This window comes from Mycobacterium sp. 1465703.0, from assembly GCF_001672975.1.
Lineage (GTDB): Bacteria > Actinomycetota > Actinomycetes > Mycobacteriales > Mycobacteriaceae > Mycobacterium.
Genome location: NZ_LZKU01000051.1, coordinates 1 through 23,783 on the forward strand (window position 1 = coordinate 1; position 23,783 = coordinate 23,783).

Below are 23,783 nucleotides of genomic sequence, written 5' to 3' on the forward strand. Positions count from 1 at the left end.
GCGCCCGCAGCTGCGCCACCAACTCGGTGCCCGAATACGACGCGCCGATCACCACCACGGTGCGCCGGGCCGCGGCCACCCGGGGATCGTCCTCGATGTTTGCCAGCTCCAGCTGTTCGACGAAATGGTCTCGTAGATATAGGGCCTCGGCGGTGGTCTTCAGGCCGCGCGCGTGTCTGGCCAGCCCCGGTACATCGAACAACCGCGTCACCGATCCCGGCGTCAGCACCAGCCGGTCCCAGGACAGCGAATGGCTGCGCTCTTCTGGATCGCAATAGGTCAGTGTGCGCCCGGTGAAATCCACGCTGTCCACCCGGCCGCGGACCGCGCGCACCCCTTTGAGGGAGTTGGCCAGTGGGACAGCGACAAAGCGGGCATCGACCACCCCGCCCGCGACGTCGGGCAGCAGCGGTGTGTACAGCATGTAGTCGACGGGCGAGATCATCGTGATGTCGACGGGTGCACGCCGCCGGCGCAGAATTCGGGCCAGTCGGCGTGCGCAGGTGAATCCGGTGAAGCCGCTTCCCACGATCACAATGGAGGTCACCGCCCCGAGTGTAGGCGGGCTTGCCGACCAGGTCGCGGTCCGCGCGCCTCATTTGTCGGGTCGGGCTTGGTGTGATTAGATGAAAACTGTTGTCCAAGAGGGCTTTAGAAGCCAACGTCTGGCAACGGCGGGCGGACGCTGGCAACGGCGGGCGGACGCTATGGCTCCCTCTACTTGTTCGGTATTTGGCCTTGCGCTTCGTTGCATGGCTCATAGACTTCTGGGTGACGGTGGTATTCGCGGACCGGGCATCGTGGCGCCATCGAGGAATGGATTTCTTCGGCCGGGATGGGCTAGTGAGGTGATGTCCATGCGAAACGGCAATGCCACAATCGTCACTGAGCTTGTGGAACTGGTGACGAATCTGGAGCACGGAAATGGCGGCACTGCTGCCGGGCTACATGAGCTCATCGAAAACGGTGTCGACCACGTCAACGGTGCTCAGTATGCGGGGATCACCCTGGCCGAGAAAAGCAAGTCGGTCAGCAGTGTGGCAGCCACGCATCGCTACCCGATGGACTTGGACGCAATACAAAACAAGTACGGCGAGGGGCCGTGCCTGGCCGCCGCCTGGGAACACCACATGATGCACATCGCCGATCTGAACGCGGAACAGCGCTGGCTGCGCTACCGGCGGCATGCGCTCGAGGAGACCCCGATCCGCTCCATCCTGTCCTACGAGTTGTTCTTGGATGGCAACAACATGGCGGCGCTCAACTTCTACGCCGAAACTCCGCAGGCTTTCAGCGAGGAGTCAGTGGAGGTCGGGACCGTGTACGCCACCCATATCGCCTTGGCGTGGTCGATCATGCGCCGCCAAGACCAGTTTCGCAGCGCCTTGGCTTCGCGCGACATCATCGGGCAAGCCAAGGGTGTGATTATGGAGCGCTTCAATCTCGACGCCGTCGAAGCCTTCGAGTTGCTCACCCGGCTTTCGCAGCAGTCGAACACCAGGCTGGTCGACATCGCGGCCGCCCTCATCGACAGCGAACATCCGCTCAAACGGCTGGACACTAAACACGGCCGTTAGCAACGGTTTCCGTAGATATCAGTCAATTCGCGACCCGGCGCTGGCCGCCCGTTGGCGACGAGCCGCTCGCCGAGGTCGTAGTCGTCATCGGTGTTCGCGGAACGACTCGGCCGCGGCTACCGCCGCCGGCCCGCTGCCTACGAGGACGACGCCTGGCTGGTCCATCCCGGGGTGATACCCGCACCGGACGGGCTGAGGCCCGCCGTTTCGAAGAGTGCGAGGCGGGTATGTGCCCCTCACATGAAGGCTGTCACATGGCAAGGCAAACGCGACGTACGGGTGGAATCGGTGCCCGATCCCAAGATCGAGCAGCCCACCGATGCGATCATCGAAGTCACGTCGACCAACATCTGCGGGTCCGACCTGCACCTCTACGAGATCCTCGGGGCATTCATGAACCCGGGAGACATTCTCGGTCACGAAGCCATGGGCATGGTGCGCGAGGTTGGCACGGAGACGGGCGACCTGCGGGTCGGGGACCGGGTGGTGATCCCGTTCCAAATCTCCTGCGGCAGTTGCCATATGTGCGGCAAAAAGCTCTACACCCAGTGCGAAACCACCCAGGTGCGCGACCAGGGCATGGGGGCGGCGCTGTTCGGCTATTCGGAGCTCTACGGCGAGGTCCCCGGCGGGCAAGCGCAGCTGTTGCGCGTCCCGCAGGCTCAGTTCACTCACATCAAAGTCCCTGTGGGACCGCCGGATTCGCGGTTCGTCTACCTGTCCGATGTACTGCCCACCGCATGGCAGGGGGTCGCTTACGCCGACGTCCCGGACGGTGGCTCGGTCACCGTGCTCGGGTTGGGGCCGATCGGTGACATGGCCGCGCGCATCGCCGACCACCTCGGCTACCGGGTGATCGCCGTCGACCTGGTGCCCGAGCGGTTGGGCCGCGCCGCGAAACGCGGTATCCACACCATCGATTTGGGGAGGCTCGACTCGTCTCTCGGTGACGCGATCCGTGATCTCACCGACGGACGGGGAACCGATTCGGTCATCGACGCGGTGGGTATGGAGGCGCACGGCTCACCGGCCGCCAAACTGGCACAGCAGGTGGCCGGGCTGCTGCCCGATGCGCTGGGCAAGCGGGTCATGCAGACCGCCGGCGTGGACCGGCTGTCCGCGCTGTACTCGGCCATCGACATCGTGCGGCGCGGCGGAACGATCTCACTGAGCGGCGTGTACGGCGGTATGGCCGACCCGCTACCGATGCTCACCCTGTTCGACAAGCAGGTGACCCTGCGGATGGGGCAGGCCAACGTCAAGCGCTGGGTCGACGACATCATGCCGCTGCTGACCGATGAGGACCCGCTCGGCGTCGACGACTTCGCCACCCATGTGCTGCCGCTCGACCAGGCCCCGCACGCCTATGAGATCTTCCAGAAGAAGCAGGACGGTGCGGTGAAGGTCATACTCAAGCCGTGATCTGCTATGCCACAAGGCCTTCCGTTTAACCGCGGCAACGCCAGGCGTGGTCTGCCGTTTGGCGGGCGGGACGGCAGGGTATTGACAGCGCCATGACCACCGCAGACGCGCCCGCCCCCACGCCTACCGGAGAGGTGTGGCCGGGTAAGGCCTATCCGCTGGGCGCGACCTACGACGGCGCCGGTACCAATTTCGCCGTGTTCAGCGAGGTGGCCGAACGGGTCGAGTTGTGCCTGTTCGACGCCGACGGCACGGAGAGCCGCGTCCCGCTGCCCGAGATTGACGGCTTCATCTGGCATGCGTACATCCCCAACATCGAGCCGGGCCAGCGTTACGGGTACCGCGTGCACGGTCCGTACGACCCGCAGTCGGGATTGCGGTGCAATCCGAACAAGCTGTTGGTGGACCCCTATTCGAAGGCCATCGACGGCTCGTTCGAGTGGAACCAGTCGCTGTTCAGTTACAACTTCGGCGACCCCGACAGCCGCAACGACGACGACTCGGCCGCCAGCATGCCCAAGTCGGTGGTTATCAACCCCTACTTCGACTGGGGCAACGACCGGCCGCCGGACCACCACTACGCCGATACGGTCATCTACGAGGCCCACGTCAAGGGACTGACGCAAACGCACCCCGACATTCCCGAGCAGATGCGCGGCACCTACGGCGCGGTGGCACACCCGGTGATCATCGAGCATCTGCAGAGCCTGGGTGTCACGGCCATCGAATTGATGCCGGTGCACCACTTCGCCAACGATTCCACCCTGGTCGACAGGGGGCTCTCCAACTACTGGGGCTACAACACGATCGGGTTCTTCGCACCGGATTTCAAATATTCCAGCTCCACCACGCCGGGCGGGCAGGTGCAGGAGTTCAAGGCCATGGTGCGCTCGCTGCACGAAGCCGGCATCGAGGTCATCCTCGACGTGGTCTACAACCACACGGCGGAGGGCAACCACCTAGGCCCCACCTTGTCGATGCGGGGCATCGACAACGCCGCCTACTACCGGTTGGTCGAGGACGACAAGCAGTACTACATGGACTACACCGGCACCGGCAACAGCCTTAACGTCGGGCACCCGCATGCGCTGCAGCTGATCATGGACTCGCTGCGGTATTGGGTGACCGAGATGCATGTCGACGGTTTCCGCTTCGACCTGGCCGCCACACTGGCCCGTGAATTTTACGATGTTGACCGTCTGGCAACGTTTTTCGAACTCGTGCAACAAGATCCCACCGTCAGCCAGGTCAAGCTCATCGCCGAGCCGTGGGACGTCGGTCCGGGTGGCTACCAGGTCGGCAACTTCCCGCCGCAGTGGACCGAGTGGAATGGCAAGTACCGCGACACCGTCCGCGACTTCTGGCGCGGCGAACCCGCCACCCTCGACGAGTTCGCCTACCGGCTGTCCGGATCGGCGGATCTCTACGAGCACACCGCGCGCCGGCCGGTGGCATCGATCAACTTCGTCATCGCCCACGACGGATTCACCCTGCGCGACCTGGTGTCCTACAACGAGAAGCACAACGAAGCCAACGGCGAGGACAACAACGACGGCGAGAGCCACAACCGATCCTGGAACTGCGGAGTTGAAGGACCCACCGACGACGAGCAGGTCAATGACCTGCGCGCCCGCCAACAGCGCAATTTCCTGACCACCCTGCTGTTGTCCCAGGGCGTTCCGATGATCTGCCACGGCGACGAGCTAGGTCGCACCCAGAACGGCAACAACAACGGCTACTGCCAGGACAACGAGCTCACCTGGATCGACTGGTCCAGTGCCGACGCCGGACTGCTGGATTTCACCCGGAAGATATCGGCGCTGCGTGCCGAGCACCCGGTGTTTCGCAGGCGCCGGTTCTTCTCCGGCAAGCCGCTGGGCCGCCGCGGTCAGGACGGATTGCCGGATATCGCGTGGTTCACCCCCGAGGGCACGGAGATGACCGACGAGGACTGGGGCGCCGGATTCGCCAAATCGGTGACGGTGTTTCTCAACGGTCACGGAATTCCCGACCGCGATGCGCGGGGACAGCGGGTGCTCGATGACTCCTTCTTGCTGTGCTTCAACGCCCACTATGAGCCGATCGAATTCACCTTGCCGCCAAAGGAATTCGGCGCTTCCTGGCAGGTCGTAGTGTTCACCGGGCCAGACGAGGCGACGCCCGCCGACGAGGTGCCCGGCGGAGGCACGTTCACCGTGGACGCGCATAGCGCCGTGGTGCTGCAGGCCCCCGACGGCGGCTGAACACCTTGACACAAATCCGCCCGAACGTTACGTAGCGCGCTGCCTGCCGATACGCTGTGGCTGCAGCGAGGTCGTTACAGGAGAGGGCAAATATGTCAAGGACAGTGGTGGTCGGCGCCTCCAGTGGGCTGGGGCGCTGCATTGGCGTCGGTCTTGCGCAGCGCGGCGATCAGGTCGCACTGCTGGCCCGGCGCCGGGAGCGCATCGAAGCCGCGGCCAAGGACGCCGGCCCGAACGCGATCGCCATCGAATGCGATGTCACCGACCAGGCGTCCAGCCGCTCGGCCATCGACCGTGCCGCTGACGCGCTCGGCGGCATCGACAACATCGTCTACACACCCGCCGTCGGGCCGCTGGTCCGCATGGTGGACACCGACGCGGACACGTGGCGGCGGATCTTCGACACCAACGTCATCGGCGCGTCGCTGGTGACGGCCGCGGCGGTGCCGTACTTGACCGCGTCGGGCGGCAAGGCGGTGTACCTTTCTTCCGACGCCGGCACCTTCGGGCCGCCCTGGCCGGGTCTAGGCGCATACGGCGTCAGCAAGGCCGCGCTGGAACGGCTGGTGGAAGCGTGGCGGGCCGAACACTCCGACATCGGCTTCACCAACCTGATCGTCGGGGAGTGCGCGGGCGGCGAGGGCGACGGCCAAACCGGGATGAACGAAGGCTGGGACATGGACCTTGCGATGAAGGCGGTCCCGCTGTGGTCGTCGCGGGGCTGCATGCCCGGCAAGCTGATGCCGGTCGAGGACCTCATCGACGTGGTGCACACCATCCTGCGGACCAACGCCTCGACGTCGATGCCGCTCGTGGTGGCCCGTGGCGCGCCCGCCAGCCCCGCCGCGTTCGCCGAGGCCAATCAGTCCTGACCGGCCGGGTCAGCGACGGCCCAGTTTCTCCTTCGCGAGGTCGGTGAGGAAGCGCGCCGCTGACGTCGGCCTAAAGGCCAGCGCCGCCTCGGTGAGCGCGTCACGAGATGCGGTGGGCAACTCGATATCGGCGGCGGCGACATTGAACTCGAGTTGCTCGACGCTGGAGGCGCCGGGGATGGCGACCACGCCCGGATAGCTGATCAGCCAGGCCAGCGCCACCTGTGCCGGCTTGGCGTTGACGTCCTTGGCGACGTCGCGCAACAACTGCAGCAGCGGTTCCACGCGGCGCAGGTTTTCCGTGCCGAACCGTGAGTTCACTGCGCGGACGCCACCCGGCCGATTGTCGACGCTGTACTTGCCGCCCAGCAATCCCTGCTCCAGCGGGCTGTAGGCGATCACGATGCGATTCTCCCGCTCAGCGAACGGCACCAGATTCTTCAGCGCCTTGGGATAGGCGAGCGAGAAATGCACCTGATTGCTGATCACCGGCCGGCCGAGCGCGGCGTCGGCCTTCTGCCAGCGCTGTAGCGAATAGTTCGAGACGCCGGCAGCGCCGATCTTGCCGCTGTCGAGCAGGTCACGCATGCCGGGCATGATCACCGAGTCCGGCACCACCGGGTTTGGCTGATGAATTTGGTAGAGCGGGATGCGGTCCAGTCCCAGCCGCTGCGCGCTGGCGCGTGCGCGTTGCTTGACCACCGCGGGGAACGGAGCGACCGGCATGATCTTGCTGGCCACTGCGACTTCGGCACGTTTGTCGTCCAGTGCCTCGCCCAGGATGCGTTCGCTCTTGCCCAGGCCGTACACCTCGGCGGTATCGAAGAGCGTCACCCCCAGGGCAAGGGCGCGCCGCACGATGTCGCCGGCGGCGCCGGCGGCGTAGCTCTCTCCGTAACCCCACTCGCGGGAACCGAACTGCCAGGTGCCCAGGCCGATTCGGCTGACTCGGCCGACCCCCTCGACGTCGACGTATTTCATTTGCTCAGCCTAGTGGCGATCGCAAGCGCGGCGGAGCCGGGCGCGGCGGGTCGTCACGCATGAGCTAGTGGCGATCGCAAGCGCGGCGGAGCCGGGCGCGGCGGGTCGTCACGCATGAGCTAGCGAGACAGCCGCCGATCCGCGTGGCCGATCAGCCGGGGATCTTGCCGAGGATGTAGTTGGCGATGCTCACCGCGGCCGCGCGAGGCGGCTCGCTGTCCGTCGTGCCGCTGGCGGACACATTCAGGTCGATGACGACGTTCGCCTTGGCCGCGATGGCCCGTGCCGATCGCACCTGGATGCCCTTGGGCGTCAGATCCAAGGTGGTGATGCCGTTTCCGGCGTCGGCCGGGGCGCTCACCGACATCGGGATCGGCTGCCCACCGGAAGCGCTCACGGTCACGGTCGAGCCGCCGCACTGGTGCCATCCCGACAGCATCGTGCCCAGCTGCGACTGGGCCGCGGCCGGATCGCGGAACGCCGCGACGCCCTGGATGACTTGGGTCGACTTGAGCATGCTGCGGGAATCGGTGAATTCGCCTGCGTGATACCCGGCCAACGCCCCGGGGGTGTAGGCGTCCGGACTGCCGGCGGCGATGCTTTCCCAGCATTCTGGCCGGTCGATGCTGCCGTCTTCCGCGGAGCGACCCGGCGCATTCCAGGTCGGCCCGACGTCGAGGTTCGCATCGCCGGTGATGTTCCGCAGGGCGTCGAGCCCGGGCAGCAGGGTTGCGATCGTCTCCGGGGGGACGGTGGGCGGTGGGGGCCCGGCAGGGGTGCTGGAGCCCGGTGCCGCCCGGTGCGCAGAGGTGGAGCCGGACAGCGTCGCCCATCCCGCCAGTGCGACCACCGCCAGGGCGATGAAGATGTACGACAGCGTCACGCCCACCAGCGCGCGGTCCCGGCCGAGCTCGCCGCTGCGGCGGATCTGCGCCAGTCCGAGATGTCCCAGAATCGCTCCCAGCGGCGCGAACAGGAAGGCGAACACCAGCGACAGCGTCGCCAGCGTGTTGACCGGCGGGCGGTAGGGCGGCGCGGGCGCGGGCGGCGGTGTGAACGGCGGCGGCTGCACGACGGGTGGCTCCGCTTCGGGCGGGACGCGGCCAAGCGGGTCATAACTCAGCGGGTTTTGCCAGTACGGGTCGTGCGGATTGGTCACGCCGTCCTCCTTAGCGGCCGTACCTGCCCGAAATGTAGCCGACGAGGGCCATTGCATAAACCGGGACCCGTCACAGGCGCGGCTTGGCGATGCCGACCAGATAGGCCGCCCCGGCGAAGGTCAGGTAGACCCGATGCGGCCCGACCGCCATGCCCGAGAGATGGGCGGCTTGTGCGGCGGGCGGCAGCCCTGACCGGTAGTCGATGGTGCGGAGCACGGGAATGCGCCGGTCCGGAAAGCCGGTGAAACTCGCCGTTTCGAGCGTCACCAGTTCGCGGTCGGTGGCGGCGTAGATCCTGGTGTCGTCGGTACCGAGTTCGCGGATCGGCGACGGTAAGCGCGCGCTGGCCAGCTCCTCCAATCCGTGTCCGCCCCGGCGCGAGTCGATGGCGTGCAGCGTGCTGTCGTGGTGGCCGGCGACGTAGCTGCGGGTCACCGCGGTGCCGTCACCTGCCGAGACCGCCACGTCGATGTTCAACGAGCCGCGTTGCGGCGGGGGCGACGACGTTCCCTGAAAGTGGTGGATACCGGACGGTCCGTACAGGTGGTAGTCGAGCTCGCGGCCGCGGTTCGCGCCGTCGATGCTGTCCGCGCTCGCACCGCTGATCGCGGTGGGCAGCTTGCGGTAGCCGTACTGATCCACCGGTGTCACCGCCGTTCCGTCCGCCGACAGCGCAAGCAGCATCCGCAATCCCGAATCTTCGGACAGGCAGGCCGGGGCCGGCCCGGCGTCGAAATCGTCGACCTGACGCAGACTTTGCAGGTCGACCACGGCCACCCTGTCGCGGGTGGGCTGTGGGACGAACACCATTCGCTCGTCTTTTCGGCTGATCTGCAGATTGCGCCCAGACGCCATGGGTGCGGAGAACCGCGTCTGGGCATCTTTGGCGTGATCGGCGGCGGTGACTTCGGCCAACCGGTGATCGTCGGTCAGCGCGACCAGGGTGTGCGTGCGATACGACCACACCGGCTGGTGCAACGGGGCGCCGGCCTGCCAAATCTCGACACCGGGTGCGCTTTCCAACGACGCCGCGGGCCGCGCACAAGCTGCGGTCATCGCGGCGAGCGCAATCGCACCGACCACGCCGCAGCGCAACACCCGGATGCGCTGGCCCGCGCCCAGACCTTTTCCGGCGCTCATCGACCGCCGCTCCCTTCACCGTTTGTCCAGGACATACCCGGCTCGGATAGCGCCACACCCGGTTTGACGGTCGGATTCGTCGGGTAGCCGAATCGGGAGCGCGCACAGCCCTGCGCCTCGAACCAAAGTAGATGGGAGGGACACTGTGGCACCGACCGCCATCAAGTCACCCACCGACGTGGTCGACTTTCTCGTCAGTCAACATGAGCAGATCAAGACAATGTTCGACGAAACCCTGGCGGCGTCCGGAAAGGCCCGCGAGAAGGCCTTTGTCGAGCTTCGGCGACTGCTCGCGGTGCACGAAACCGCCGAGGAAGAAATCGTTCACCCGCGCGCCAAACGCAAGATTTCCAACGGCGCCACCGTGGTTGACGAGCGTCTTCACGAAGAACACGAGGCCAAGACCGCTCTGCAGAAGCTGGAGAAGCTAGACGTCGACAGCGAGGCGTTCACTCGCGAATTGACGAAGTTGCGCGACGCGGTCGTTGACCACGCCGAGCACGAGGAGCGCGACGAATTCGCCAAGCTTGGCGAGGAATTGAGCGGCGAAGAGCTGGAACGGATGGGCCGCGCCGCCAAACTCGCCGAAGCGATCGCTCCCACCCGTCCGCATGCCGGAGTGGAGTCCCAGGTGGCCAACCTGGCAGCGGGACCGTTTGCGGCAATGCTCGACCGGGCCCGCGACGCCATTACCGGCAAGGGCTGACCAAGCCACCCCCGGCGTGGTACCCCCGCTCGGTGGGGGAGCGGGGGTACTCACGCCCCTCTTCACGAAAGTCATGGTCGCTGCAGCGAAAGCCCCTGGTGCCGACCGCTACCTCCCCGAGGAGCGGGGCCTGGACGCGCTGCGCGATGCGGCCGAAACCTGCCATGGCTGTTCGCTTTTCGAGGACGCCACCCAAACCGTCTTCGGAAATGGGCATGCCAATGCGCCGATCATGCTGGTGGGTGAGCAGCCGGGCGACCAGGAGGATCGCGCCGGCGAGCCGTTCGTCGGCCCGGCCGGGAGGCTGCTCGACCGCGCACTGGAGGATGCCGGCATCGACCCGGCGCTGATCTATGAGACCAACGCGGTCAAGCATTTCAAGTTCACCCGCAAGGGCGGCAAGCGACGCATCCACCAAAAACCCGGGCGTACCGAGGTTGTCGCTTGCCGCCCCTGGCTGATCGCCGAGATCGAGGCGGTGCAGCCCCAAGTCATCGTGTGCCTGGGCGCTACCGCCGCACAATCGTTGCTGGGGGCAGATTTTCGGGTTTCCGCTCAACGCGGCCAGCCGGTGCGCCTGCCCTCGTCCGTCGACATTCGCCTGACCACCGAGCCGACGGTGGTGGCCACAGTTCATCCCTCGTCGGTGTTGCGCGACCGCAGCGACAGGCACGACGAGGTCTACAAGTCGTTCGTCGACGACCTGCGCAGTGCGCGGGCAGAGCTCACCGACGAGGGCTGAATCGACTTGCCGGTCAACTCTTTTTGTGCGGCAAGAACTCCTGCGCCTTGGCCTTCAGGCCGACTTTGACGAACCCCACGCGATCCTCGTCGCCGGAGAGCACAGCCGTCGTCGCCGACTTGAACTGCTCCCATGTCGCGTGTGGCGGGATGGGCGGCATGTCGGGGTCGGTGTAGACGTCCAGCACGGTGGGCCGGTCCGCCGACAGCGCTTGGCGCCACGCGTCCGACAGTTCCTCCGGGTCCTTGATAGCCATGGCGTTGAGCCCCAGACTGGCCGCGAACGAAGCGAAGTCGATGTCCGGAAGATTTTGAGACTCCGTAAATTTCGGCGAGCCGGCCATGGCGCGCATTTCCCAGGTGACCTGGTTGAGGTCGTTGTTGTGCAGGATTGCGACGATCAGGCGCGGGTCTTTCCACTCCTGCCAGTACCGCTTGATGGTGATCAACTCGGCCATGCCGTTCATCTGCATGGCACCGTCTCCGCTGAACACGATGACGGGCCGGTCCGGCTGACCGAACTTGGCGCCGATGCCGTAGGGCACCCCGGGACCCATCGTCGCCAGGGTTCCCGACAACGAGCCCCGCATGTTGCCGCGGAAGCGCAGGTTACGCGCATACCAGTTTGCCGATGAGCCGGAATCGGCTGTGACAATGGCATTGTCGGGCAGTTGCGGGGAAAGCTCGGAGAACAGCCGCAGGGGGTTGATCGGGTTGGCACTCACCATCGCTTCCTTGTCCATGGTCTCCCACCAGCGCGCCACATTCTTCTCGATGCCCTCGCGCCAGGAACGGTCTTCCTTGCGGCGCAGGTGCGGGATCAGCGCGCGTAGCGCGGTCTTCGCATCGGCGACCAAGTTGACCTCGTAGGGGTAGCGCATTCCGATCATTCGGCCGTCGACGTCGATCTGCACCGCCCGGGCTTGACCGAATTCGGGGAGGAACTGTGTGTAGGGGAAGCTGGAGCCGACCGTCAGCAGTGTGTCGCAGTCGCGCATCAGCTCGTAGCTGGGCCGGGTGCCCAGCAGCCCGATCGAGCCTGTGACCCAAGGCAATTCGTCGGACAGAACGTCTTTGCCCAACAGCGCCTTGGCTACTCCCGCACCGAGCAGGTCGGCGACTTCGGCCAGTTCGTCCTGGGCGCCGCGCGCACCGGTGCCCGCCAGGATGGCGACCTTCTTGCCGGCGTTGACGACGTCGGCCGCGCGAGCGATGGCCGCATCGTCCGGGGCGATGTCGGGGTACTCGATGCCCAGGCTGGAGGGCACCATCTTGAACGCATGCTCGGGCGGCGAGTATGGCAACTCCTGAACGTCGCTGGGAATGATCAACGCCGTCGGGGCCCGCTGGGTCATCGCGATCCGGATCGCGCGGTCCAGCACGTTGGGCAATTGTTCTGGGACGGTGACCATTTGGACGTAGTCACTGGCGACGTCTTTGAAGAGGGTGAGCAGGTCGACCTCTTGCTGGTAGTTCCCCCCCATGGCGCTGCGGTTGGTCTGACCGACGATGGCCACCACCGGGACGTGGTCGAGCTTGGCGTCGTAGAGGCCGTTGAGCAGGTGGATCGCCCCCGGTCCGGATGTTGCCGCGCAGACCCCGATCCTGCCGGTGAATTTGGCGTAGCCGACCGCTTCGAAGGCGCTCATCTCCTCGTGGCGCGACTGGATGAACTTGGGCTTGTTGTCCGCCCGGCCCCACGCGGCCAGCAATCCGTTGATGCCGTCACCGGGATAGCCGAATACATGTTCAACGCCCCACGCCCGCAAGCGCTCTAGCAGATAGTCGGAAACCTCTTTTTTGGACATTGTTTCCCTCCTCGGCGGACGGTACGGAGTGCTGGCGGGTGGGCGTGTGTGGCTATTGTTTGAACCACCTGCATGGCGCCGCTGACTCGCGGGCCGACCGATCCCAGCCCCCGCTGGCAGGCACGGCTGGTGCAGGCTGCCGTCGCGCAGGCGGCTTGGGCACTTCCCACACGAGCCGTATTACCCGGAATCGCCTGCGTTATTCGCTGAAACGGGGGTGGTCAGCCGACTCTCAGCCAGTTTTCAGTTGACGGTTGTGTAACCAGAGCAGCAGTGGCGCCCAGATTGCGGTCAGCAGCATCAAAACCCATGCGGCACACCGTTTCCCAAATAGGTGAGGCCGGCTTCGCGCACCATGGCCGGGTCGAGTGAATTTCGCGTGTCGAGCACGATGGCCAGCGGCGCGTCCTTCGCGATGAGGTCCCGATCGAGGTCACGGAACAGTGGCCATTCGGTGAGCACAACGATCGCCTCGGCAGCCTTGGCGGCGCGGTAGGGATCATCGACCGCCGTCAACCGGTTTTGTTGCAGGACGGTGGGGTCGATGTTGGCCAATTGCGGGTCATACCCCATCACGTGGGCGCCGGCGGCCGCCAGTTCTTGGCACGCTGCCAGCGCGGCGAATCCCTGGTGTCGCTGGTGGCGGCCTTGAACGTCAGGCCCAAAGCGGTGATCCGGCCACCCGACAACGGCCGACCGATCGTTTGCCGCAAGGCGGTGACGATCCGTCGTGCCTGTCGGTTATTGGTGTGGCGGGCCGCTTCGACCTCGGCGAACTCGACCTTGTGATGGCATGCGGTGTGGACCAGCTCGGCGGTGTCCTTCGGCAGGCAGGAGCCACCCCAACCCGGGCCCGGGCGCAAGAACACCGGCCCGATGCGCCGGTCGGCGCCCATGCAGCGGGTGACGTCATCGATATCGGCGCCCACCCGCACGCACAGCGCCGCCAGTGAATTGGTGTAGGACAGTTTGACCGCCAGGAAGGCGTTGCTGGCGTACTTGGCAAGCTCGGCGCTCTCCGGGCTCATCCGCAGCACGCGGTGGGCGCAAGGTCCGTACGACTGCTGCACGAGTTGGGCCGCCAATTCATCGTTGGCCCCAATCACCCGCCGGTCGGTCTGGAGTCGAGACGAGTTTTTCGTCCGGTTCTTCGGCTGTCGCGCGGAACCATGCCAGGGTGGTCTTCAACCCGGTCCGGTAATCCACCCGCGGTTCCCAGCCCAGTCGCTGCCGGGCGAGCGTGATGTCGGGGCAGCGGCGTTGCGGGTCGTCGGTGGCCGGCGGAGTGAACAGGATCGTCGACGTGCTGCCGGCCAGCTCCCGAATCAGTTCGGCCGCCGCCAGCACGGTAAGCTCGGCGGGACTACCGATGTTGACTGGTCCACTGAAATCGCTGTGCGCTAAGGCAATTAGCCCCGCGACCGTGTCGTCGACATAGCAAAGCGACCGCGTCTGCAGTCCGGTGCCCGAAACGGTCAATGGATCACCGTGCAGCGCCTGGAAGCAGAATGTCGGAACCATCCTGCCATCGTCGACGCGCATGCCCGGCCCATAAGTGTTGAAGATGCGGGCAATCCCGACATCGGCGCGGCCGACGCGGAGGTAGGCGAAGGTCAATGCTTCCGCATACCGCTTGGCTTCGTTGTATGCGCTACGTGTTCCAACCGGATTAACGTTGCCCCAGTAACTTTCGCGCTGGGGGTGCACCTCGGGATCACCGTACACCTCGCTGGTGGAAGCCAAAACGAACCGGGCACCGGTGCGCTCCGCGATTTCCAGAGCCATCGCCGTTCCCGCGGAGCCGGTGCGCAGTGTTTCGATCGGCCGGCTCTGGTAGTCGATCGGGGAAGCCGCTGAGGCCAAATGGAATACCACGTCGAACGAGTTGCCGACCTGGTCGACCAAACCGGGATCACAAACATCGCGCTGTACGAACCGATAGCCAGGGTACTGCGTGAAGCGCGCCGATGCGCCGGGTGGACTGCTGGACAGATCGTCTACGCAGACTACCTCGAGTCCGGCGTCGAGTAGCCGACCGCACAAATGCGCGCCCAGGAATCCTGCACCGCCGGTGACCAGGGCACTTGATAGCGAACGCATCGGCCCATCGTACCCGCCGTTTTTAGGGCGAAACTCCGTTCACTGTGCGGCTTCGGGGTAGCCGGTTGGGTCATGACGAGCACACCCCGACGTCATTCGTCATCGCCACCCGGGACCGGTCCCAGGAACTGTGTGCCACACTGGACCGCCTTCTTGACACGTTCCAGTATCCGATCATGTTGGTAGACAACGCATCACGCGACGATTCGGTAGCCGCCGCCAGTCGCGTGGCTTCCCGTTCCGCCGGCCGGGTGGCGGTCATTCCGCTGAACCGCAGTGCCGGCGCGGTGGCCCGCAACGTTGGTGTGGCGCGATCCAGCACCCCGTATATTGCGTTCTGCGATGACGATTCGTGGAGGGCAGCGGAAGCTATCCAGCTGGCCGAGCAAACTTCGAGCAACACCCCACCGTGGCGCTTCTGGCCGCGCGCACGGTGCTATTGCCGCAGTAGCGTGACGACTCCTTCGTCGCCGAACTCGCGGACAGTCCGCTGGGACATGGCCCGGCCCTGCCCGGGCCGTCCATACGCGCCTTCCTGGCGTGCTCGGCGTTGGTGACCAAGTATGCGTTCGAGGGCGCCGGCGGGTTCGGTCCGACACTGCATTTCCGTGGCGAAGAGGGGCTGCTCGCATGCGATCTCGCGGCCAACGGATGGAACCTGTGTTTCTGCCCTGCGCTGGTGGCATACCACCAGCCCTCGTCGGTCCGGTCTCCAAGCCTGGCCGAGCGCGCGGGTACTGCGCAATGCGCTGCTCACCGCCTGCCTGCGCCGGCCCGCCGGTGCCGGCCGGCGACGAAGGACTGCGTCCAGGAGCCGTGCACGTGCCACACCAGGACGCGCTTTGCTCGACCGGGACCCAACATGGCGGGACAAATACCCTGTAGGTGCTTCGTCAAACAGCGTGGTGACACCCTATTTCAGCTGCTGTATTGCTTTCCTGATGCTGCGGAAAGGCGTTTAGCATTGGCACGCAGTCGGTTTGGCGGAGAAGTCGGCGCTCCTTGTGGTGAGGACTCGGGTGGCCTTTGTGTCCACGAAGCGAACCATCGAAGTCATATGACGAACGGCGGTGGACGGACCGAGAACCGGTTTGCCTGGGCTCCATCACCGGCTCGGTGCGAGCTGGCCTGTTAGCTCACGCACTCTTCGGCAGCGCGGAACCCGACGCGCTGTGACCCTTGGCCACTCGCCGGATCAGCATGCGGGTCGCCTTGTCCAGGATTTCCTGAGCCACATCGGGTTTTCGGGTGCGTTCGGCGCGCCGCACCGCCGCAGCGATGGTCAGCCCTTGCTCGTAACCCGTCACGACACGGGGGTCCACGTAGGAACCGCGCGCCACCGCCGGGGTGTTGCCCAGTTCTTCGGCCACCTCTTTCATCACGGCGGATTCAACGCGCTTGGCCACTCGGCGTGAGACGGCTGGATCGGCGTCGGCGAACGCGGCGGCCGCAAGCACCGTCCCGTGCCAGGTGCGCAGGTCCTTGACGGTGCAGTCGTCGCCGGCCAGCTCCTTGAAGCGGTCGTTGAGGTCGTCGGCACGCACATCGATCCACCCGGAAGCGGTGCGGCACACCAGCAATCGCTCGGTGCGACTGGGCCGACGCATCAGCGCACGCACCGCCCGGACCACTTCGGGATCCTCGATTTCCACGGTGCGCCGGACCCCGCTCTTGGCCGGGAAATCGAACTCGACCGTGTCACTCCGAACCACCACATGCTCACATAACAGCGTGGACAGACCGTAGGACTCGTTTTCTTCGGCGTACTGCTCGCCGCCGGCGCGGAAATAGCCACGATCGAGTAGCCGCAGCGCGAGCGCCAATACCCGCTTGCGGGTCAAGCCCCGCCGCGTCAGATCTTTGGCGATCTCGGCACGCCACTGGGGCAGACGCGTAGAAAGTTCGAGCACTCGGTCGAACTTCTCCTCGGCGCGTTCTTGCTGCCACGTGGAGTGATACAGGTACTGGCGGCGTCCTGCCGCGTCGACGCCCACGGCCTGGATGTGGCCATTGCTATACGGCGAAATCCAGACATTCTTCCAGGCCGGTGGAATCACCAGATCTTTGATGCGCTGCAGGGTTTCCGGGTCGGAGAGCGGCTTGCCATCCGGTTGGTAATACGCAAAGCCCTTGCCGCGACGCTTGCGCGCGATTCCTGGCTTGCTCAACACGCTACGGCGCAGCCGCATTGTCGCCCTCCACTTCCGGTAGCTGACTGCACAATTACCCGCCGGAGAAGTTGTTCACACAATGCGGAAGCACGGCCGAGTGCAAACGACCCGCCACAGCGTTGTGGCGGGTCGTCTCGGACGGATCAGCCGGCCATGAACTGCTGGTAAGCCGACTCCAAATACGGCGGCAGGGCGGTCACATTGCACTGCCGTTCGGTGTCGCCGATCGGCGCCAGGATGCCGCGCAGGTCGTAGTACTCCTGCGGGTGGCCGGTGAAGTAGCCGCGCAGGCTGGATTCGGCCTCCGGTCGCGGTTGGCTATAGGCGGCCGTCACCACCTGGTTGGCGGCCGGGTGCGCCGCCAGATACTGCTGCGCCGAGCCCTGTACCGCGGAGACGGTGTTGTTCACACCGGCGGGACTGCAGTCGGGTGCTGCGGCCGCCGACGGCGCACCGACGACGCCCAGGGCAAGTCCGCCGAACAGACAGCCGGCACTGATTCCAGCGACTTTCCGGCGCGCGACAATACTGCTGATTTTCATGATCTTTGTTGTCCTTCGAAACGAAAACGATTTCTCTTCAGAGAGGCTCCCGATCCTCGAAATCCAAAGTAGCGGAACCGAACAGTGGCGATGTTCGCCGACAACGAACGCCAGAGGCCATTACCCCCGCTCCGGGGGTCTTTTGCTAAGCGAATGATCAAACGATCCGCGGATTTTTAAGAAAAATGGGTCGCTTCTTAGGGAATCGCCAGCGTGTTCGTGACGCAATTGTTATACGGCGCCCGGCATCACCGCGGTCGCCCTGGCATGCGGATTGGCTCTGGCACCGCTCGCGAAGTAGTAGGGGTTAGCGTGCTCAGCTGCGGCGGCGGGTTCCGTCGCCATCCGGCGCATGGTGTCCGTCGGTGCTGGGCGGCGCCAGGGTCTGCAACCACGTGTCGACGTCGGGGCCGACGATCACGGCGTGGCCTGAGGCGAGCAACGCTCCGGCACCCTGCGCGGCGACTGCGGGCTCCACGGCTCGTACCTGTCGGCTATCGCCTTGTTGGGCAAGCAGTTTCGATGTCAATTCGGGTAACCGGATGGCGTCGGGCCCGGTGATGGTGCGCGGTGTGTGCAGCTGTCCCAAAGCCGCCTCGACCAACACGTCGGCGACGGTATCGGCGGCGATGGGCTGAATCGGCCAGTCCTCGACAATCACCTCGCCGTCGTCACAGCTCACCGCGTCGCGGTTGGTGGCGAATTCGTACCACTGCGTCGACTTCACGATGGTGGTCGGCACCGGTCCATCGAGCATGATGTCCTTGGCCGCCCGCTTGGCTTCGTAGTAGGCGAAGCCGTCGAAGACCGGGTCGTCGATTCCGACGATCGTCGACACCACCAGGCGCTGCACTTCTTGTCTGGCACACGCGGCCACGATGTTTTGGGAAGCGGCCGCGAGGGTCTGCCCGATGTCCGACCGCCCATCGGGCGGCACTGGGTTGGATACGTCGATGGCGACGTCGACGCCCTGCAGCGCCTGCGATAGGTCCGCTGTGTTGAACAGGTCGATGCCGCGCGCACGCGAGATCTCAACCACCGCGACGTCGCGCGATTTCAGCCGGGCGACAACACGGGACCCGGCGGTGCCGGTCGCCCCGATGACGGCGATTGTGGTCAGTGCCCTCACCCCTTTCGCGCTGCGCCCCCTCCGGGCAGCCGTCTTGTTTTACCCAGTAAAAGCTCACTCAAACTGATTGATTTGCCGAGCGTTACGTGAGCTTCAGCAGGCAATATCCGTGACGTGATGACGCGCACAAGGTGGGTGCGGCCTGTCCAGGCGCGAGACGGTGGGCGAGCGTTTGACGGACCGCGCGGCGGGAACGCCTTAGGTGCTAACCACCGAGAGGGAGGTCGAACCCATGGGGGATGACAAGAGCGGGCCGCAGGAAGCGGTCAAGGGCGCCGTCGAGGGCGTGAAAGGCAAGGCCAAAGAGGCCGGCGGGGCCGTACTCGGCCGCGACGACCTGACCAGAGAAGGTCAGGCCCAGCAGGACAAAGCCGACGCCCAGCGCGACGCGGGCAAGAAGGAAGCCGAAGCTGAGTCGGCGCGGGCCGGCGCGGACGCCGCCGAAGAGCGCCAGAAGAAGAACCAATAGGCCACCGAGCGAAGGGGCCCGGTCCGATCTTGGACCGGGCCCTTTTCGCGCGTAGGATTTGCCGGCGGACGTGTCCGCCAAAACGATGGTTTCAAGCCGCCGTACCGGGTAATCCCCGGCTTGAGCTGCCTTCGGTGTGCGGCGGATTAGCGAGGTGGAAGATGGGCCTGCTGAATCGGGTGTCCAGTGTGGTCGCTTTTTTGCGCGTGGGCTATCCCGAGCGTGCACCCGCCATCGGGTATGCGACGGTCCTGGCGCTATTGCCGCCGAAAGTCTCCGATGACGACATCATCGCCATCGCTCGGAGGCTTCTGGTGCCCCGGCGCGGCAAGGTCGACCGCGCCGATGTCGGTGTGGAGATCATGGCCGTCACCGACCAGTTGCCTTCCGCCGACGACATCGAGCGTGTTCTGGTGGCGGTGAAAACTGCCGGCGATCACGACGGCTGAGCCATCAGACTCGCGCCAGGTCCACCAGCAGCGGGCGGTGGTCCGAAATGGCCATCGGGTCGGATTCGACGGCACCGCCGCGTAGCCGGGGATCGTCGGTCAGGATGTGGTCGAGCTGGCGGTTGGGGTTATCCGAGGGAAATGTCTGAGCGGTGGCCAGCGCCCGCATTCCCGACCAGCGGCGCACGGTCTTCGGCGTCATGTTCAAGTCGCCGGTCAGCAGCCGCGGCCCCGGGAAGCCGCGCAGATCGTGAATCAGCCGGCGCAGCTGGCGCCGATTCCACCCGGGAACGAAGGACAGGTGCGTGTTGGCAACCGTGAGCTCGCCCAATGGGGTGCGCAATTGCGCGATGACGGCCGCTCGCGGCTCCTCGTCGACAACCATCACCCGGTTAGGCCCCGGCAGGTACATCGGAAATCGCATCGGTATACGGGGCAGCCGCACCACCTGCCAACTGGACACCGGATATCGCGACAGCAGCGCGATGCCGTACGCGGCGGTGCCGGGTTGCTCGCGGCCGGTGGCGGCCATCCAGGTCGCGCCCGGCGTTCCCGAAATCGCAGCCACGAACTGGTGTTCCACCGCGCCCATGGCCTCGGCTGCCGCGGCGGTCAGGTCTGCGCGCTCGGAGCGGGGCTGTTCACAGTCGACCTCCTGCAGGCTGAGCACGTCCGGATCAAGGCGCTGAACGCAGTCACGCAACCGCTGGACGACCACGCCGTCACCGACTGTGCGCCCATGCAAGATGTTGAATGTTGCCACTCGCATAGGTTTTCACTTACCCACTTTCCCCGACGGCAGTCACCACAGCATGGCCGACACACCGATCAGCGTCCGCCGGGAACCCCCTCGCGAGCGGCCACCGACCTGGTGTCGAAACTCACGATCGCTGTCGCGGTAGCCGAGTGGTCATCGAAATAGGAGTTCGCCCACCGCGAGCAAACGCGGCAGCACGAAACCCGGCAAGATGGGCACTGATTCTCCACCGACGGCGTCGAACTGACTTCGATAGTATTGCGCGGCAAGGCGTTTGCGCTCCATCGCCCATCCAGGCGCAGGCACCGAATAGGCCCGGTCCCACGGCACCGCTGCATCGGCCGGAAGTGCCCAGTGCCACATCCATACTGGGTATTCCAGCAGCACAGCACCGGTACGTGCGCAGGCGGCCGACGCCGCACGTCCCACGGCTTCGTGATCGGGATGGCCGTCGCCCCGCCAGGTCGCGGCGCACCAGGTCCCGGGCCCGGCCTGCTCGAGGATCTCGGTGAGTATCTCGGTGAGTCTGTCCTCGTGCTTCGTCAGTTCGCCATCGGGCAAGCCCAGCGATATCGGCGGTGGGGTGTGTAAAATGGTTGTGGCTTTGCGTAATTCGTATCTACGGATCGTTTCCATCCGAAGCCGGTCCGAGGCCGACGCCCCCGGGCGCGCGGCACCTCCGTCGCTGACCGAGACGACCTGAACGGGAATTCCCGTCGCGGTCAGTTGGGCGGTCATCGCACCCAAGCCGAGAGTTTCGTCATCGGGGTGGGGCGACACCGCGATCAGCTTCGGGCACTCCGTCAGGTCCAGCGCCGGCAGGGGTCTGTCCGCAAAAGCGGCCAGCCATAACGGGGCTGGCGTACCGCTGTGCGTCAGCGGCTTGACCGCAAACCTCGCGCAGTTGCCCGCCGGCAGGGTTTTCATGGCGGCGCCATCGCCTTTCGGCCCGCCAATCGCCCGAGTTCCGCCAGATCCCGTTCCGCGTGGCTTTGCCGAATGTAGATGCTCAGGTCGGCGACCCGTTGAGCGTGCCGGCCATCCTGGCACAGTGGTCCGGGGCCCAGAGCGCGCCCGGTGCGGGTAATCGCCTCGTCGACCGCGTGTTCCACCACCGAGCGGACGCGGCGGGCCAGCAGTTGAGCGGTACCGGAGCGATCGAACGGGTCATCATCGACCCGACCGGCGGCTTCGGCCAGGATCGCGTCGCTGGCGGCGAGTGCGGCGTCCACAGCGCCCAAATGCGCCAGTGAGTATGCATCCGCCGATTGGCTTGCGGCGCAGCGGTATAGCGGATCGGCGACCCTACGGGCGCCACCTAGCCAGCAGGCGGCGACGCCGATAGCTCCGTGCCAGAATCCGGGCCTATTCAGATAAGATTCGGGGTCGCCCACGGCGACGGCATAAGTGTTGGTGAATTGCACCGGCCTGGTGTCGCTGCCGGCCATTCCGGCGTTCCACCAGGTGCTGGGCAACGCCTTGACCGTCGGGTCGGTGGCGGTCACCGCGAACAGACCGCGCGTTCCGTCCTCTAGCCGCGCGGTCACCAGGGCGTGGGTACAGAACCCCGCACCCGAACACCACACCTTGGTGCCGTTGAGGGTGAACGCGCCGTTGTTGTCGGCCGCGGTCAGCACCGCGTCCGGGGCCTCAGCCGCCCACACACCCCACAGCTGTCCCGGTTCGGGTGGCTTGCCGCCCAATTCATGAAGTATCGCGACGGCATCGACATGCGCTTCGGCGACCCTGGCCGCGACGATGTTGTCCTCGGCCAGTTGTGCCAGCCGGTTCCAGCGTTCGGCGGTGCGCCCGGAGGCGGGCAACGGCAACTCGAGTCGTCCGGACTCCAGCCAGTGTTTGACCAAACCCGCCGTCACGCGCAATCACCCGCCGCCGATCTCCCCAATTGCCTGAGGTGATGGGCGAATCCCAAAGGGGCCCGAGTCCGGGTTCGCGCCGATGTGATCACAGACAATTCGGTGTCTCGATGAATACGGTAGCCGACGGCTTCGAACCGCTCGACCAAATCGAAATCTTCGCCCGTGGGAAGAGCGCGAAAGCCACCGACGCGCGAATATGCCCGGGCGCTGAAGCCCATGTTCGCGCCGTGGATGTATTCGTGGTGACCGTCGCCATCCTGGGCTCCCACTTCGTAACACCGCGAATAGCGGCCGGTGACCGCGGCATTGTGCTGGCGCCAGTCGGTGACGCGCACGACGCCCACGACCATGTCCGCACCCACGCCCAGCTGATGAACCAGCCAGCCGGGGTCCACCCGGCTGTCGGCGTCGGTGGTGGCTAACCAGCTTCCGGTGTCGGTCCCCAATAACGATCGGGCGTAACCGAAGCCGACCGCGCGGGCGGTACCGGCGTTGTGCACGTCCACGCTGATGAAGTGCACGTTGGGGCCGTACTGCCCGGCCAGTTCTTCGCTGCCGTCGTCGCAGCCGTCGAGCACCACCACGACGGTGACCGGGATGCGCGCGCACAGGGCAGCAGTCAGCACCGCGCTCAGACAGGAAGATAGCTTTGCCCGCTCGTTGTGGGCGGGGATCACAACGGCGACAGCATCATATGCGCGTGGCGCGGCAGTTGACATAGCCAAGGATTTCCCAATTGGCCACAAGTTAAACGGCTTACCGCGTCAGGTTGCCCGGCCGTAGGCCGGGTATGACCTATGCACTATGGCACTCAGTGACGGCCACGTCGACCCGCCCGCCGGTGCCCCGCTGTTGCGGGAGGCGCTACGCGGAGCGGCGTCGGCGCTCAAGGAAAACGGGCCACGCTTCGCATTGGCCGGCAGCTACGCGTTATGGGCTTACGGCGCACCGGAACCCAGTCACGATGTGGACGTGGTGGTAGCGGAGGCCGATGTGGAGGCCGCCGTGAAGACCCTGGCGGACGCCGGATTCGACATCGAACGGCCTCCGGAAGATTGGCTGTTCAAGGCCCGCACCGCCGACGTACTCGTCGATGTCCTGCATCGTATTAACGGAGTGCCCGTTGATGCCGCGACGTTGGACCGCGCCGAACAGCACGACGTGCTGGCCATCACTATGCCGGTCCTGCCACCCACCATGGTGCTCGTCCAACAGCTACGAGCGCTGCACGAGCACCACTGCGATTTCGCCAAGCTGCTGCCGGCGGTGCGCGCGGTGCGCGAACGCCTGGACTGGGATTCGATCAAAACGCAAACCGCCGACAATGATTACGCGGTGGCGTTTTTGGTGTTGGCCGATCGACTGGGCCTCACCGGCTAATGATTGCGTAGTTTGGCTACTAGCTTGGCTTTGGTCAGGCTTGAATATCCCGACATGCCAAGTTCTTTGGCTTTTTTCCTGAGCTCCGGAACGGTCCAGTCCTGATAAGAACCTGATTTGCCGCCCTTGCGCGCGACTTTGGACTTGCCCTGGCCGGCGGCGGCATTTGAAATCCGCGCAGCCTTCTCCTTCGAGTCGCCCTTCTTGCGCAAATCTTGGTATAGCTTTTCGTTTTTGATTGACGAACGTGGCATGT

General features: G+C 65.5%; 24 protein-coding genes and 1 pseudogene. 10 read left to right on the forward strand and 15 right to left on the reverse strand.

The annotated features are described in order from the left end of the window. Positions 1-547: NAD(P)/FAD-dependent oxidoreductase (locus A5625_RS04480; protein WP_197515965.1), on the reverse strand; the 547-nt coding region annotated here is incomplete at its 3' end. Positions 548-857: 310 nt separating this feature from the next. On the opposite strand from A5625_RS04480, the gene A5625_RS04485 reads away from it, so the two are divergent. The 4 genes from A5625_RS04485 (at position 858) to A5625_RS04500 (ending at position 6,114) form a co-directional block, all read left to right on the forward strand. Continuing rightward, a complete protein-coding gene (locus A5625_RS04485) occupies positions 858-1,577 on the forward strand; it encodes a GAF and ANTAR domain-containing protein (RefSeq protein WP_066989515.1) in 720 nt (239 codons plus the stop codon). 240 nt (positions 1,578-1,817) lie between these two features. Beyond that, positions 1,818-2,999: a zinc-dependent alcohol dehydrogenase gene (locus A5625_RS04490; protein WP_066989442.1), complete on the forward strand. Its 1,182-nt coding sequence runs from the start codon at positions 1,818-1,820 to the stop codon at positions 2,997-2,999. Positions 3,000-3,091: 92 nt separating this feature from the next. Next, positions 3,092-5,242: a glycogen debranching protein GlgX gene (glgX, locus tag A5625_RS04495; protein WP_066989443.1), complete on the forward strand. Its 2,151-nt coding sequence runs from the start codon at positions 3,092-3,094 to the stop codon at positions 5,240-5,242. 104 nt (positions 5,243-5,346) lie between these two features. Continuing rightward, a complete protein-coding gene (locus tag A5625_RS04500) occupies positions 5,347-6,114 on the forward strand; it encodes an SDR family oxidoreductase (RefSeq protein WP_082984268.1) in 768 nt (255 codons plus the stop codon). 9 nt (positions 6,115-6,123) lie between these two features. Here A5625_RS04500 and A5625_RS04505 read toward each other — a convergent pair whose 3' ends face one another. The 3 genes from A5625_RS04505 to A5625_RS04515 form a co-directional block, all read right to left on the reverse strand. Beyond that, complete coding sequence (locus tag A5625_RS04505; protein ID WP_066989446.1) at positions 6,124-7,095, reverse strand: aldo/keto reductase; 972 nt, start codon at positions 7,093-7,095, stop codon at positions 6,124-6,126. Positions 7,096-7,246: 151 nt separating this feature from the next. Continuing rightward, the gene (locus A5625_RS04510; RefSeq protein ID WP_066989447.1) at positions 7,247-8,254 is read right to left on the reverse strand and encodes a sensor domain-containing protein; all 1,008 of its coding nucleotides are present in this window, start codon (positions 8,252-8,254) and stop codon (positions 7,247-7,249) included. A 70-nt stretch (positions 8,255-8,324) separates the two neighbouring features. Next, complete coding sequence (locus A5625_RS04515) at positions 8,325-9,395, reverse strand: hypothetical protein (protein WP_066989449.1); 1,071 nt, start codon at positions 9,393-9,395, stop codon at positions 8,325-8,327. Positions 9,396-9,540: 145 nt separating this feature from the next. On the opposite strand from A5625_RS04515, the gene A5625_RS04520 reads away from it, so the two are divergent. Continuing rightward, a complete protein-coding gene (locus A5625_RS04520) occupies positions 9,541-10,101 on the forward strand; it encodes a hemerythrin domain-containing protein (RefSeq protein WP_066989451.1) in 561 nt (186 codons plus the stop codon). A gap of 73 nt (positions 10,102-10,174) precedes the next feature. Next, a complete protein-coding gene (locus A5625_RS04525; protein WP_066989452.1) occupies positions 10,175-10,843 on the forward strand; it encodes a UdgX family uracil-DNA binding protein in 669 nt (222 codons plus the stop codon). A gap of 13 nt (positions 10,844-10,856) precedes the next feature. Here the strand turns inward: A5625_RS04525 and A5625_RS04530 are convergent, their stop codons facing one another. The 3 genes and pseudogenes from A5625_RS04530 to A5625_RS04540 form a co-directional block, all read right to left on the reverse strand. Further along, positions 10,857-12,650, reverse strand: a complete 1,794-nt coding sequence (locus A5625_RS04530) for a thiamine pyrophosphate-requiring protein (protein WP_066989454.1) — start codon at positions 12,648-12,650, stop codon at positions 10,857-10,859. Between the two features lie 300 nt (positions 12,651-12,950). After that, positions 12,951-13,765 (reverse strand): annotated as a pseudogene (locus A5625_RS30685) (nucleotide sugar dehydrogenase); the annotation flags it as partial. Then, entirely contained in the window at positions 13,737-14,750 is a 1,014-nt protein-coding gene (locus A5625_RS04540) for an NAD-dependent epimerase/dehydratase family protein (protein WP_082984269.1), read from the reverse strand. The gene A5625_RS04540 and the pseudogene A5625_RS30685, both read right to left, overlap by 29 nt. Positions 14,751-14,794: 44 nt before the next feature. Between A5625_RS04540 and A5625_RS28095 the strand changes: the two genes are divergently transcribed. Continuing rightward, positions 14,795-15,307: a glycosyltransferase family A protein gene (locus A5625_RS28095; protein WP_232003417.1), complete on the forward strand. Its 513-nt coding sequence runs from the start codon at positions 14,795-14,797 to the stop codon at positions 15,305-15,307. A 579-nt stretch (positions 15,308-15,886) separates the two neighbouring features. On the opposite strand, the gene A5625_RS04550 is transcribed toward A5625_RS28095, so the two are convergent. From A5625_RS04550 to A5625_RS04560, 3 genes are all read right to left on the reverse strand, one after another. Further along, positions 15,887-16,939, reverse strand: a complete 1,053-nt coding sequence (locus tag A5625_RS04550; protein WP_066989459.1) for a DNA topoisomerase IB — start codon at positions 16,937-16,939, stop codon at positions 15,887-15,889. A gap of 125 nt (positions 16,940-17,064) precedes the next feature. Beyond that, complete coding sequence (locus tag A5625_RS04555; protein ID WP_066989460.1) at positions 17,065-17,463, reverse strand: heme-binding protein; 399 nt, start codon at positions 17,461-17,463, stop codon at positions 17,065-17,067. 316 nt (positions 17,464-17,779) lie between these two features. Next, positions 17,780-18,592 (reverse strand): SDR family oxidoreductase, encoded by an 813-nt coding sequence (locus A5625_RS04560; RefSeq protein WP_066989462.1) that lies wholly within the window; start codon positions 18,590-18,592, stop codon positions 17,780-17,782. Positions 18,593-18,824: 232 nt separating this feature from the next. On the opposite strand from A5625_RS04560, the gene A5625_RS04565 reads away from it, so the two are divergent. Both A5625_RS04565 and A5625_RS04570 read left to right on the forward strand, forming a co-directional pair. After that, a complete protein-coding gene (locus A5625_RS04565) occupies positions 18,825-19,061 on the forward strand; it encodes a general stress protein CsbD (RefSeq protein ID WP_066989464.1) in 237 nt (78 codons plus the stop codon). Between the two features lie 161 nt (positions 19,062-19,222). Continuing rightward, the gene (locus A5625_RS04570) at positions 19,223-19,510 is read left to right on the forward strand and encodes a DUF3349 domain-containing protein (RefSeq protein ID WP_066989465.1); all 288 of its coding nucleotides are present in this window, start codon (positions 19,223-19,225) and stop codon (positions 19,508-19,510) included. Between the two features lie 4 nt (positions 19,511-19,514). Here the strand turns inward: A5625_RS04570 and A5625_RS04575 are convergent, their stop codons facing one another. From A5625_RS04575 to A5625_RS04590, 4 genes are all read right to left on the reverse strand, one after another. Then, on the reverse strand, positions 19,515-20,279 hold the full coding sequence (locus tag A5625_RS04575; protein ID WP_066989467.1) for an endonuclease/exonuclease/phosphatase family protein: 765 nt from the start codon (positions 20,277-20,279) through the stop codon (positions 19,515-19,517). A gap of 141 nt (positions 20,280-20,420) precedes the next feature. After that, positions 20,421-21,194 (reverse strand): PIG-L deacetylase family protein, encoded by a 774-nt coding sequence (locus tag A5625_RS04580; protein WP_066989469.1) that lies wholly within the window; start codon positions 21,192-21,194, stop codon positions 20,421-20,423. Further along, positions 21,191-22,144: an acyl-CoA dehydrogenase family protein gene (locus tag A5625_RS04585; RefSeq protein WP_066989471.1), complete on the reverse strand. Its 954-nt coding sequence runs from the start codon at positions 22,142-22,144 to the stop codon at positions 21,191-21,193. The genes A5625_RS04580 and A5625_RS04585 overlap by 4 nt, the downstream gene beginning before the upstream one ends. Continuing rightward, positions 22,141-22,866: a glycosyltransferase family 2 protein gene (locus A5625_RS04590; RefSeq protein ID WP_066989473.1), complete on the reverse strand. Its 726-nt coding sequence runs from the start codon at positions 22,864-22,866 to the stop codon at positions 22,141-22,143. Before A5625_RS04590 ends, A5625_RS04585 begins: the two co-directional genes overlap by 4 nt. Positions 22,867-22,951: 85 nt before the next feature. Here A5625_RS04590 and A5625_RS04595 point away from each other — a divergent pair, with 85 nt between their 5' ends. Continuing rightward, positions 22,952-23,527 carry a nucleotidyltransferase gene (locus A5625_RS04595; RefSeq protein WP_066989475.1) on the forward strand — a complete coding sequence of 192 codons (576 nt, stop codon included), beginning with the start codon at positions 22,952-22,954 and terminating at the stop codon, positions 23,525-23,527. Here the strand turns inward: A5625_RS04595 and A5625_RS04600 are convergent. Then, complete coding sequence (locus A5625_RS04600) at positions 23,524-23,781, reverse strand: Rho termination factor N-terminal domain-containing protein (RefSeq protein WP_066989517.1); 258 nt, start codon at positions 23,779-23,781, stop codon at positions 23,524-23,526. The genes A5625_RS04595 and A5625_RS04600 overlap by 4 nt on opposite strands. Between the last annotated feature and the right edge of the window lie 2 nt (positions 23,782-23,783).